A 13,115-nucleotide genomic window follows, 5' to 3' on the forward strand; every position below is an offset into this window, starting at 1 on the left:
CGGCCACCGGAGACAAGTTTCGAATCAAATGGAAAGGAGACTGATGGTCTTTAGCTACAGATAAAAGAAGTTAACCAGCAATCAACTGCCACTTCAAAGTAGACAATTATCTTCTGGCTCTTAAACAATTCTTCTGACAATAGGGACTAATACAATCAGGGATCCTAGTAAAAAGCTGCCTAAAACGGCCAATGGAGCTATCAGCAAAAATTTAAACGCAGGATCAATGGGTAAATTCCTGACAGCGAGCGACAGAGAAATGATCGCCAACGGATGGATAATATAAACAGCAAAAGCAGATCGGGATAATTTACGGAGCAGGCCGGATGATATATTCCATGACCTTTTCCCCCGAACGAGCAATGCCGTCAGGATGGAAAGCCCTATCCATTGTTCCCATACAGCATACATGAGCGACTGCCAGTGAAATCCTCCTGAATACCAGGCAATAGGCATATTGAGTTTAACCCGGATCAGAAAAAATAATGGAAGGCATAACAGACACAACCACGCAGATAAAGTCAGCTGTTTCCCGGTACGATCGGATAATTGTTCAAACCATTTGTTACGGAAGGCCAGTAAACCCACAATAAATAGCGCTATGTATTGCGGGAAATGCCCTAACTGGAACCCTAATGGTTTGAGCACCCATCCAACAGGGAATATAATCCTGGTAAAGAAACTGAGCACACCGATTGCAACCGCAAATAACAGGATGGTGTCTGCTTCCGGTGCTGGCAAAGGTTTCCTGAATGTGAAGGTAAACAGGCTTCGTACAGCTACATAGAGAAAGGTGAACACCAATAAGGCCGCTACAAACCACATTACGCCAGGATCTATCCAGCTATCGTAACCAGTCAGGTATTCAAGGAGAGTAATATGATGTCCTTTAGCAAAATAATAAACCAGGTAGCTAAACAGAGGAGAAAGGACAAAAGAATAAAACAGTAAGGGAATGCCCAGCCGGAGCAGCCGGTCTGCAATAAATTGGCCTGCCCCCTTTCTGTCATAGGAGGGGCCGGAAAAGTAAGCTGCCAGTAGGAAAAAGAATCCCATAAAGAACGATTGGTTGATACTCACGAACATCGTCATAGGAACAAGGGCACCGGTAAGAGACGTTTTCTGCGTATAATACCAACCGCCGGCAGCTCCATACGCAATGACAGTATGATGAAGTATAACCAGTATTGTTAGCAATATTTTGATGTTATCGATGTAAAATAGCTTGTTGGACTGGCGGGCATCCGTTGGTAAAGAGATTGTACTGGAAGGCATAATTGATCGGTTAGTGTTGTTTGCCTATTGCCGGACATCCGCAATAGATCACAAACCTACGACAATTAAAATGCCGCCCATGGCGGATGTTACCAATAACTAGGCTTTGTGATGAGCAACAAGGTTAGGTCGTAAATGTGTTCCGGAGCTGCTCATACCGGCTGTTAAAATTATTCAGCTGTGCCCTTGAAACAGGTACTTTAGATTCAGTTGTACTAAAAGAAAGCAGGTATCCCTGGGAGTTGCCGGAGACCTTTTCTATATGCAGCATGTTTACTAAACAGGTTCGATGGCTCCGGAAGAACTGAGGATATGCTGAAAGTTGTGCTTCAAACTGGGAAAGGGAAATTCTTTTAAGTTCAGTATTGACCTGGTTGTTGCTGATGGTTGTCAGCTCGACATAATTTCCTTCTGCTCTCGCAAATAGTAAATCGCTGATATCCAATCTAAAATCATCCTGTTTGACCTGTGTATGGATAAAGATCACAGAATCCGGAGCCGTTTCTTTCGGTTCACACTTTAGTGGAATAAACTGAAGAACGAAAGGGTCTCCTTTTTTGGATTGAAAATAGAAACCCGCCAACCTCAGAAAGAAATAAAAGAAAATACCCCCAACGTAACAGTTCCTGATTTCCTCCCACAAGTAATACAGTGACCAGTTATTTGTATTGCGGTAGATAAGGTCTCGCATTAAAAAACTGGCTATGCCTGTTAAAAGCAGTACAACGGCGATCTGTCTGTATTCCCTGAGCAATGTCCAGCTTTTCGATGGCAGGTGCTTTGTCCTGAGGTGGTTAAATGTCTGGAAATAAACATAAATGATAGTAGCAGGCGATAATGCATGGAGACAACAAATGAACAAATAATTCATTTTTTGTTCCGGCGCATTCACGCCAAAGGGCTTGAACGATAATAGAAAAAGCAGGATGACGCCAAAGATTATGGCTGCAGTTCTGATAAGGTTTTCGGACCGATATCGGGCCGGATAGTCAATCTCTTTAAGCAAATGTTCCCGGTTGATGTAAAATTCCATAGATTAAACGGGACTTTATGCCCTGTTAAATCTACTACATTCACGGATTTTTCAATACATTCATAACATTTACCTGCTCAGATCGTTCAAGACAATCAAGCATCCCAAAAACAAAACAGCCTCCAGATTCAATCTGAAGGCTTCAATTTTTTGTAGTCATAAAGACAATTTTGGCGCGGAGAAAGAGGGATTCGAACCCCCGGACCTGTTACAGTCAAAATCATTTGATCAGAGACTGCCACAAACAAAAAAGCCTTCAGACATCATCTGAAGACTCAAAAACTTTTCGCTGTCGCTTAGATTTTCTTGGCGGGCTGCCGGGGACAAATTTCGAACCAGTTTGTAGAAGATTTGTCTGCCATCCAATGTTTCATTGGTGGATTAAATATGAAAATATATTGAAAGCTGGATATTATCTAATCTATCTATGTCACAGTGCATTCAGTAGATCTGATCTGTTAGTACTAATACAGCAATCCTTATTAGAGAATTTAATACTAATGTAATATCCCTATAAATTAATCCTGTATTACCCAATTTATTGCTCTAACTTTAGCAAGGTTGCATTTGGCCCCTTCTGATTTATTTTGGGTTCCTTTTTCTTCCTAAGTTGCTGTTTTTTAGCAGTATCTGTATTTAATTAAAATTATAATTGTGAATATTTTTGTAGGTAATATAAGTGACAGAACAACTGAAGATGAAATATGGTCTTTATTTGACCCATTTGGAGTTGTATATAGTATTAATGTGGCTTATGATAAGTACAGTGGCCGTTCTAAAGGCTTTGCATTCGTTGAAATGCCAGACGATTCCAATGCAGTACAGGCAATTAAGGAATTGAATAATTCAGTAGTTGCTGGCCAGACAATAGTAGTGTATGAGGCTCGTCCAAAACCTGAAAGACCAGAAAATAATCGTTTCTCCAGATCCGGCCCAAGACCTGGATTTAGACCCAGATACTAATAGTTGGATGTTTTAAAACGTCAATTACCTTTATCTGTTAAGAGAGCAGAAGAGCAAAGCAGCAGAATACGTTAAGTAGTTTGTGGCTTTGCTTTTACTTTTCTATGTACCAAATAGTAGCAACCCAAGCTGAACTTCCCACTTAATTTTTTAATTATACCCTCAATAAACCTCCAGGATGGGATATAGTAACAAAAACTGTCAGCAACTGCGTTCGGCCTATGAGGTGATGATGAAGATTTGTATCATCATGTTGGTGGTGTGAGTTCGGAAACTTTAGCCTTTACGAGTTCCCCGGTCTGTATGAATAGTGCATTGTTTAAAAAGAAACCCTAAGCCTGATTTCGAAATAATATGATTTACCACACACTGAACTTACTATTTAGTTCCCGTGTAGTCACTATACTTCTATAGACTTTTGCATTGTCAAATCAAGCATAAGGTGTGTGAAGAAAGTAATATTGTCAATCGCAATGGGGTGAAATCGACTAACTAATCGACCTAAATAGAAAACCCGCGACTAGCGCGGGTTCCTTCGGGATTTAGCGGGCTGTGAGGGATTCGAACCCCCGGACCTGTTACAGTCAAAATCATTTGATCAGAGACTGCCACAAACAAAAAAGCCTTCAGACATCATCTGAAGACTCAAAAACTTTTCGCTGTCGCTTAGATTTTCTTGGCGGAGAAAGAGGGATTCGAACCCCCGGACCTGTTACAGTCAACAGTTTTCAAGACTGCCGCAATCGACCGCTCTGCCATTTCTCCGGGCGCAAAATAATAGTAGTAGATTAGAATTGCCAAATTTTTTTCAAAAATGTGAGGGAATGCTAAGTTCCCGCCATTATAAGGACCGGATGTAGTATTTTTCCATCATTACAGCTGGCGTGTAATCATAAAGAAATAACTTGGGGCCAGAACCTATTTTCTGCTAACTTCCTTTACAATGCGTTTTTTATGTTCTTTGCCCCAACGTGCCATCTCGTCCAATAATGGCTTCAGCGATTTCCCATATTCTGTAAGCTCATATTCTACCGTAATAGGCTTTGTATTCAGGACAGTACGATTGATCAATCCATTAATCTCCAGATGTTGCAATTCCTTGGATAACATTTTAGAACCAATACCATTCAGTAAGCGCTGTAGTTCCAGGTAGCGCATCTTCCTAAATACCAGCATCGCAATTATGGATATCCGCCATTTTCCAGTCAGGATGTACTGTGTATCTTCAATGGCCTTAAAATGTTGTATGCATGCCTTCGATAACGTTTTTTCAGTAAGTCTTGATGTCCCCATTACACAAATGTAACTACTTCCTTTGGGGGAAAGCACTTCCCTACAGGGAAGCACTTCCTTAAAGGAACCTGGTACCTATCATTAGGAGAAGTGCAAATAAATTTGCAGGGAATAACTTAAAAAAAATTAAAATGAGCATCTTAACAAGAAGTGGCGTTGTTCTTATTGAACAACCTGGTAGCCCCGAAGTTCTTAAATATGAAACGATTGATCTATCAGCCCCAGGTACCAATGAAGTTTTAATAGAGCAAAAGGCCATTGCTGTAAACTTCCTGGATGTTTTTTTCAGAAGTGGGAGATTCCCACTACCGAAATATCCTGCACCGATCGGCCTGGAAGCCTCCGGCATAGTAACAGCCGTCGGTGAGGACGTAACAGAATTCGCTGTGGGTGACCGGGTTGCCTATTATGCCACCACGGGGGCGTATGCGCAAAAAAGAGTAATCAGCGTCGATGATATCTTTAAATTGCCTGATACCATCACTTTTGACGTAGCAGCCGCAGTTATGGTAAAAGGGCTTACGGCCAAAATGTTGATCAGGGATAGTTATGCGGTTAAAGCTGGACAGTACGTACTTATTCCTGCAATGACGGGAGGTGTAGGCACGCTGTTAAGTGCGTGGGTTAAATCGCTGGACGCTATTGTTATAGGCACGGTGGGAAGCCCGGCTAAGAAACAGCTGGCAGAACGGCGAGGTTTTGAGCATGTAATTGATTTACAAAATGAGAATCTTACTGCCCGCGTGAATGCTATCACAAGCGGTTCTGGTGTGGACGTAGTATATGACAGTGTCGGCAAAGACATCTTTGATAAATCCATGGATCTGATAAAAGCAGGTGGCACCTTTGTTTCTTATGGTGGCGCATCGGGTTGGCCCGAGGTAGATGCACTGCAGCTTGATCAAAAAAATATCCATTTTGTACAAGCTCAGCTCAATAACTATCCCGGATATCAGAATAAGAAAGGCGATGCAATAAAAGAGGTATTCGAACAGGTTGAAAAAGGCATATTTGATGTACAACAACCTTCGGTCTATTCCTTATCCGATGCATCTCTTGCGCATGCTGACATGGAGTCACGCAAGACTACTGGCAGCATTATTCTTAAACCTTAATAAGCGTTTTGAGGCATCTTTATTTCCAAGCAATGATGGTAGTTGATTAAGTAAGACCTCCATCAGGTACTTGAATAAAAAAGAGGCTGTATCGTACTTATGATACAGCCTCCCTGAACTGTTATAATTTTTATTTATCTCTTGTTACGTGCCTCACTTTCACAGTTACTTCATAAGTACCTTCCTGGTAGATATTAAACTGGAACCTTGGATTCGCACTATAAACCTGCCTATTATCCGGTGCGTAACCAGGATCAGCCATCACATACTGACTTGGAATACGGTAATAGATCAGGTAACCGAAACTGCTTTGCTTTAAAGGAAACGGAGTTGTCTCGAAATTACAGGTCATTGTAGAATCTGTATACACGAGTGGGTGAAACTGCGCATAGGTTCCAAAATCACTGCGGTCGCCCCTTCTGATGATCTCTCCTGCTGAAGGGTTAAATGGATTACCATATTGGTCAGTGATCTTCAGGATAATATTAGTTCCCTCATCAGAAGTTTTTACGATTTTCACTTCAGGCGCTCCGATGTCATAACTGGTAGTAGTACCATCCAGGAACAAGGCTGCTCCGCCGGCACCGATCACATAAGGAGCATCATCCACCAATGTAAAAGAAGCAATGTTCTTAAAGGTCTTGGTACCATTTTCGTTGCTGGCCTGGATATCAAAATCGTACTTACCCAGCGGCACCTTGGTAGTAGTATTATAAAAAGTAAATGCACCTGTATGAATATTGAAATCGAAAGGAGGTCTATTCACCAGCTGTCTTTTCTTATTCAGCAGTTCTACTGTGGTGTCAGTATCCGGATTAAACTCACCGATCCATTCGTAGCGGTTGTAAGAAGCATAGAGTGAATCTGCATGATGTCCTGTACTGTCCCTGATATCGAGCAATTTGTATACAACCGGCGCACTCGAACCATCATTACTAACCGCAACGGTTTGCTCGATCTGTCCCCGCTTTACTTCCATTGGATTATCAACATACCGTATCTGGTTACTCAGGTAACCATTTTCTACCTTTTTACAGGCAGGTGAAAGCGCAACGGCTGCAAGCAATGCATAGGCAGTAGCTTTGAAATTGTTATTCATGATAATAAAATAAAGTAATGATTAATTGTTTAAATCCTGGAAATAAGTGAATGTGTGATTATTATTCAACACATGCAATACACCCGTTGTGGTAAGAATACCAGTTGTCTGACAAAGTGTTTGCAATTTCTGTCCGTCCTTCAGTCCGGCCAGACCGGTAGAATCAGTTGGTACAGGATAACCATTCTCAGTAGGGATTAATTTGGTCAGGTAAATATATTTTGGTTTGGTGGAGAAAACCGTACCATCTGTATAATCAGTGGTAGGGATCAGTTGCACCAGACGCAGTTCCCCATCATTTGCTTTAAAGAAACGGCCAATTTCCGTAGTGTTATCTCTTGTGATCTGATCTTTAAAGAGATAAGCTCTCAGGGAATCTTTCATCACCGCATAATCAATGGAATCGAAGGTATACACGAGGTTTTCATCGTTCATTTTAACCCTCAGATCTTCCCGCTTTTTTGTTACATAATTATTGATAGAATAATCAGGGACAGCAAAAAAAGTTCCTGATGCATTCACTTCCTCTTTCAGCCCTGTTCTGTCAATTAACAATAACAGTGTATCAAATAAGGGATTTGTTTTTAAATAATCGTAAGTCGTCATGTTCACATGTGGATCTGTAATACTACCGCCGATCGTATACTCTTTCTTACAGGAGAAGAAAACTATCGTCATTAATATGAGCGTTCCGGAAAATATCTTTTTCATACAGCTGGTTTAAGTTTGATTAGAGTTTACCCTGCCAGTAAGGTGTCTGAGCAAGTGTGTAGTCGTCTTTGAACATGGCAGGGTCGATTGGCCATAACCATCCCCCTTTATTATACTGATCCTGGTTGAAAGACTCATTATACAGCGTCAGTTTATTATTTCTTACAAGATCGAAATAAGAGTGTCCTTCAAAGAATAATTCTCTCAGGCGTTCTTCCAGTATTTCGGTAGCCAGCGCTTCACCAGCGCCATTGTAATCCGGAACACCCGCTCTTCCACGTACCTGATTTAATAATATGACTGCGTCGTTGTCACGGCCTAACTTATTCAGTGCTTCTGCTCTTAAAAGAATGATGTCAGCGAGTCTGAATATATTGAGGTTATTATTTAATCTCGGATCTCCTTTTGTAGAACCATCTGCATAGGTGATATTAGCATACTTAATAACCTGTCCGGTGGACGACTGTGGCTGATAGAAAAATCTTCTGTAACGGATATCTGTAGCACTATCTGTTTTATAAAGATTGTTTACATAGATAGTGCTTACCGGCCACTCCAGCTTACTTTTACCATAAATAAAAGGTTGCATCAGGGTAAAAGCAGAACCGTCACCACCACCATTGATAGCGATACCTTCGTTCTGTCCACCATTGATATTGATCTCGAAGATGCCTTCCGCTGATTTACCGATGAATACGGATTCGTAATTTGCAGAGTCTACCAATTGGTAGCCACCCTGGGTGATCACGGTATTGGCGGCTGCTTCACAACCAGCATAATCGCCTTTCCATGCCCTGATATGTGCTTCCAGCGCATAGGCACTTCCTTTGTTCGCTCTTACTGCACGCTGTCCTTCATCACTGTAACCAAAGGCCATATCTTTTTCAGCAATGCTCACATCAGCCAGGCACTGAGCAAGTACTGCATCAGCGGTACTTCTTGGAATGTTTAAAGCAGCATTGGCATCATAGTCGGGTGTAAGTTTCAGAGGCACACCACCCCATACCCTGCTCATAAAGAAATAAGTGAAAGCACGCAGGAAGTATGCTTCGCCGATGATATGAGACTTAGTGGCCGGATCAACAAATTTTGTGGAGTCGATCCCCGGTACTTTAGCAATGACCAGGTTTACCTGCTGAAGCAGTTTATAATATTTCTGCCAGTTCCAGTAGCTGCCGCCATTTACGTTCAAACCAGTAAAGAGACCTAATGCCACGTTGCTGTTGCCTGAGTCGTAGTTACCATTGATCAGAAATTCGCTGGCAGGAACGTCGCCATACACATGCCATGTATTATCTGTGATAAGAATATTCCTCAATAGCGCATAGGCACCGGCGATGGCGGTATTCGCATCTGATTCATTGGTGAAATATGCTTCTGTGAATGTAGAATTATGAGGCTCCAGGTCCAGTATTTTGCTGCATGATGATACTATCATGATGGGAGCCAGTAGTAAGACGGTATAAATTGTATGTAAGAGTCGTTTGTTCATGATCCTGTTTTTAAAAAGTTATAGGCTGACATCCAATCCAAACGTGAATTTCTTAGGAAGCGGATAACCACTGCCACTATATACACCAAAAACATCCACTTGTTCTGCATCAGGTACGTTCTTTGATTTCTGGAAAATCTTCAGGTTATCTACCAGACCATAGATGCGTACACGCTTCAGATGAACTCTTTCCAGTAATGCAGGATTTAAACTATAACCCAGCGATACTTTCTTAATACGCAGGTAAGCGCCGCTTTCTACCCACTGTGAACTCACCAGTGCATATTTATAACGGGTGCCCGTTACAGAACTCAAAGAAGGATACTGTGCATTATCACCTGGATTATACCAGTAATTGATACCACTCAGGTCAGGTAGAGAGTGTGTACTGATAGAGTGCAGGGGATTTGAATCGCCGTCATCTGTAGGCACCAGCTGGGACAATCTTCCCGCTAAGTAATCATTGTAGATCCGACGGCCGGCAGTGAACGTACAGAAGATGTCCAGCGTAAATCTTTTATAATTGAATGTGTTACTGAAACCGCCTGTCAATTTAGGATTTGGATTACCGGTAGGTACATAGTCCGTTGCATCCAGTACACCATCCCCGTTAGAATCCTGCCAGATCGGGTCACCACCTCTGAAAGGATAACCATAGAAGTTAAGTACCGCCCCCGTTACAGGATTCACAGGTACATCAGCATCGGTTTTGTAAATGCCGGTTGCTTTGAAAGTATTGTAAGTGTTAATAGGCTGACCTTGTCTCAATAAGTATTTATCGAGATAGATATCACGACCACCATTTGGTAATGAGGTGATGATGTTATCGTTATGTGCGATGTTTAACAGGAACTGCCACTGGAATGGTTTGGCAGGTGCAAAGATGTTGGCAATGAACTGCATTTCCACCCCTGTATTCCTGACACCAATAGCATTGGCTGTGTTAGTAGAATAACCAGTGGTAATGGGAACCGCGAGTGTAAAGATCCCTCCATGGGTGGTTTTCACATAAGCATCCGTTACTACGCTAAAGCGCCCGTTCAATAAAGTGATATCCAGACCCAGGTTAGACTGGCTTGTTTTTTCCCAGCTAAGATTTGGGTTGGAAAGACCTTTATCAAAGTTGAGGGAGATAGCAGGAACACCATTATAAGTTAATGACTGGTTGGCTCCCGTAGAAGGGTTGGTACTACCTGGAAAAGCACCCGCACCAATGTTGTAGGTGTTATAAGACAGGTAGTTATCGCCACCATCCGGCTGACGGCCGGTTTCACCATAACTTGCACGCAGTTTCAATAAAGTAAGCCAGTTGCTCTTGCTTTTCAACCATGGCTCATCACTGACTACCCAGCCTGCAGACACCGATGGGAAGTAACCCCAACGGTTGTTTTTACCAAAACGGGAAGAGGCATCCGCGTTCATTACGGCAGATAATAAATAACGTCCATTAAAGCTATAGTTCACACGCAGGAAACCCGTCTGAATACCACTCTGTAAAAGGTCAGTACTGGTTTCAGCCAGATTCTTATCCAGTACCGTAACAGTCCGGATCTGGTCATTTGGAATACCTACCGCCCTTGATATCGTAGCCCTGTACTCCATGTATTCAGTATTCTGACCCAGCAACAGGTTCAGGGTATGGCTCTTACCAAATCCGGTCGTGTATTGCAGGGCATTACTCATCAGGTAGTTGTTCCTGTTTTCAACGAAGCTGGATGCTGCACCCGTTCCATCTCTTCTCACCGCGCCCGGGGTGTACGAATCCGAACGTGCCGTATGTGCCGAGTAAGATATTACCGTGTTAAAGCTGAACTTCTTGGAGATCTTCCAGTCAATTACAGGACTGATAGACATATTATCATCTGAGTTACGGTCTGTCTGATTGGTGGTATTACCAAAAATGAAAGCCGCATTTGCAGGAGATAAATATAATGTTGATGATGGTAATGGACTGGAAGCATAATAACCGCCATTAAAAGGACCATAACCACCCGACAGATCATTGATCGATCTTGGTCTGTCCGACCTGGCATAACGGATAATGGTGTTGATATTCAATTTGGGAGATAAATTCAGACCTGTACTGCTGCTGAAACTATATCTCTGAAAACCGGATTTCTTGATAATACCCTCTTCATCATAATAATTAAGGGAGTACCTGTAGTTGATAAGGTTACTACCTCCGCTTACAGAGAGATCATAGTTACCAACCTGACCCGTTTGATAGAGCTGACCCTGATAATCATTTGCGTTGTTGAATGCAGGGTTCAGACTATCAGTCAGGATCTGTGGAATGTTCTGCAGGTTCAAATATTGCCCATAATGCTGGATCAACGCCATCTTTCCTCTGCGTTCTTCAGCTCCAATCACTACTTTATCGAGACTAGGCATATCCGTGATACCATGATAGGCGGAGAAATCAATTCTGGGTTTACCGGTAATACCACGCTTGGTAGTGATGATGATCACACCACCAGCACCTCTTGAACCGTAAATGGCAGCGGCAGAGGCATCTTTTAAGATGTCAATACTCTGGATATCATTTACCGCAATACCTGCCAATGCGTCCGTATTGGTACCGCTACCATAATTGATAGCAGCGATATCTTCCGTGCTCTGTGGCACTCCATCAATCACATATAAGGGGCCACTCAATGCACGGGCAAGACTTGCTTTACCCTGGGCAGTGGTGAAGTCACTGTTGATATTTCTGCTCACCGCTGTGTTACCACGCATCACCACGTTACTTCTGACACCGGGTTCACCGGAGAAATTCTGAACATCCAGACCAGGAGCGCGACCTTGTAAAAGCGCGTCCAGTGAGGGTGTGGGAACATCCAATAAGTTTTTTGGATTTACAGAGGTAACAGAAGCCGTTACACTTTTACGGGACGCCTCCTGGTAACCAATGACCACTACATCCTTAAGGTCTGTCTTATCGCGCCTCAGTACAATAGCCACGTTGGCTTCCGGGCCTTTTACTTTATAAGTAAATGGCAGATAACCTACAATTGAAAACGTTAAAGTACTACCTACGTTGGCTTTAATAGTAAAACCTCCATCTACATTTGAAACCGTACCTGCTTTAGATTCGGAGATACTAATGGATACGCCGGGAACGAAAGCTCCATCTCCTCCATCCTTAATAGTACCGGAAATATTTACACGCGCGTCCGTTGTGCCTTGTGCGCTGGCAAATATAGACATAAGGGTGAAGACGAGCGTTAATAACATAACACTACAGGCATAGCTGTATTTTGTCAAATTAACAGTCATGAAGTAAATTTTAATGCTTGCGGATTATTACGAAATTGGTTGATTATGCCCTACAGGCAAACAGATTTAATACGGGCTTGATTAATACTTTCCCCGGTATTGTGATGTCAGATATTTTTGATTGATAATAATAATTGGCATGAACGATTGTTAAAAAAAGTACATAGAACCACATAACTGTATGTTGCTCTACAGTGCAAATTAATCCCCATCTTTATGTTGCGCGACTATCTGTTTTTAGCAGACTTCCTTTTGGTTGATACGAACTAGTAAACTGATGACAAGATAATATGTAATAAGTAAATAAATTGTCAATAAATACTAAACAGAATGTAAACAATCTTAAATGAAATTTAAACTGCTCCTGAGACTCCAGTGCAAAGGATAGTTGATAGAATTGTTGATTCCTTTACAGAATGCACGCCGGGAAAGAGGGTTCAAAGAGTATCCGGAATAGTGCATTTATAAGTATTAAATCTGATGTATCAGTACAGGTAGATACCGATATCCGCTTATTGTTCCCGCTACCAGCATCGGATTCTAATAAACATTGGGGTGGCGGGCAAATCTGCTGCCCCGATTCCTGCAAGTTATTAGACTGCGTAAGTGGAAGTAAAAAAGAGGCTTATGGCCTCTTTTTGTTGTGTATCAGGTATGTATATTGGCTATTGGGTGCGAGTCCACGTCCTGCTTAATGCGTTTTGTTGAATTACATTGACGGCTTGATTAACAGAAAAAATACAACGAAATAGAACAAAAAAGCGTGTGATCTATATGCCTTTAATCAGCAATACTGAAGGAAGCTTTCAATGCTGTTGCAAAGAAAATAAACATTTTCACGAATCTACAAGGCTAATC

At 42.1% G+C, this 13,115-nt stretch carries 9 protein-coding genes and 1 tRNA gene; 2 read left to right on the top strand and 8 right to left on the bottom strand.

Going from position 1 to position 13,115, the window contains the following annotated elements:
* Nucleotides 1–120: 120 nt before the first annotated feature.
* Both F3I09_RS13910 and F3I09_RS13915 read right to left on the bottom strand, forming a co-directional pair.
* Nucleotides 121–1,275, bottom strand: a complete 1,155-nt coding sequence (locus tag F3I09_RS13910) for an acyltransferase family protein (RefSeq protein WP_149695630.1) — start codon at nucleotides 1,273–1,275, stop codon at nucleotides 121–123.
* Nucleotides 1,276–1,399: 124 nt separating this feature from the next.
* A complete protein-coding gene (locus tag F3I09_RS13915; RefSeq protein ID WP_149695631.1) occupies nucleotides 1,400–2,308 on the bottom strand; it encodes a LytTR family DNA-binding domain-containing protein in 909 nt (302 codons plus the stop codon).
* Nucleotides 2,309–2,962: 654 nt separating this feature from the next.
* Here F3I09_RS13915 and F3I09_RS13920 point away from each other — a divergent pair.
* Nucleotides 2,963–3,271 (top strand): RNA-binding protein, encoded by a 309-nt coding sequence (locus tag F3I09_RS13920; protein WP_149695632.1) that lies wholly within the window; start codon nucleotides 2,963–2,965, stop codon nucleotides 3,269–3,271.
* 677 nt (nucleotides 3,272–3,948) lie between these two features.
* Here the strand turns inward: F3I09_RS13920 and F3I09_RS13925 are convergent.
* Nucleotides 3,949–4,036, bottom strand: a tRNA-Ser gene (locus tag F3I09_RS13925).
* A gap of 153 nt (nucleotides 4,037–4,189) precedes the next feature.
* Complete coding sequence (locus F3I09_RS13930; RefSeq protein ID WP_149695633.1) at nucleotides 4,190–4,564, bottom strand: helix-turn-helix domain-containing protein; 375 nt, start codon at nucleotides 4,562–4,564, stop codon at nucleotides 4,190–4,192.
* A 131-nt stretch (nucleotides 4,565–4,695) separates the two neighbouring features.
* On the opposite strand from F3I09_RS13930, the gene F3I09_RS13935 reads away from it, so the two are divergent.
* The gene (locus F3I09_RS13935) at nucleotides 4,696–5,679 is read left to right on the top strand and encodes a quinone oxidoreductase (RefSeq protein ID WP_149695634.1); all 984 of its coding nucleotides are present in this window, start codon (nucleotides 4,696–4,698) and stop codon (nucleotides 5,677–5,679) included.
* 130 nt (nucleotides 5,680–5,809) lie between these two features.
* Here F3I09_RS13935 and F3I09_RS13940 read toward each other — a convergent pair whose 3' ends face one another.
* Genes F3I09_RS13940 through F3I09_RS13955 form a run of 4 tightly spaced genes read right to left on the bottom strand, consistent with a single transcriptional unit; the run spans nucleotide 5,810 to nucleotide 12,257 of the window.
* Nucleotides 5,810–6,778 (bottom strand): DUF5007 domain-containing protein, encoded by a 969-nt coding sequence (locus F3I09_RS13940; RefSeq protein WP_149695635.1) that lies wholly within the window; start codon nucleotides 6,776–6,778, stop codon nucleotides 5,810–5,812.
* 21 nt (nucleotides 6,779–6,799) lie between these two features.
* On the bottom strand, nucleotides 6,800–7,489 hold the full coding sequence (locus F3I09_RS13945; protein ID WP_149695636.1) for a hypothetical protein: 690 nt from the start codon (nucleotides 7,487–7,489) through the stop codon (nucleotides 6,800–6,802).
* A gap of 19 nt (nucleotides 7,490–7,508) precedes the next feature.
* Nucleotides 7,509–8,981 carry a RagB/SusD family nutrient uptake outer membrane protein gene (locus F3I09_RS13950; protein WP_149695637.1) on the bottom strand — a complete coding sequence of 491 codons (1,473 nt, stop codon included), beginning with the start codon at nucleotides 8,979–8,981 and terminating at the stop codon, nucleotides 7,509–7,511.
* Between the two features lie 18 nt (nucleotides 8,982–8,999).
* A complete protein-coding gene (locus F3I09_RS13955) occupies nucleotides 9,000–12,257 on the bottom strand; it encodes a SusC/RagA family TonB-linked outer membrane protein (protein ID WP_149695638.1) in 3,258 nt (1,085 codons plus the stop codon).
* Nucleotides 12,258–13,115 lie beyond the last annotated feature (858 nt).

The sequence above is a fragment of the Chitinophaga sp. CF418 genome, from assembly GCF_900142925.1.
In the GTDB taxonomy this organism is placed as follows: domain Bacteria; phylum Bacteroidota; class Bacteroidia; order Chitinophagales; family Chitinophagaceae; genus Chitinophaga.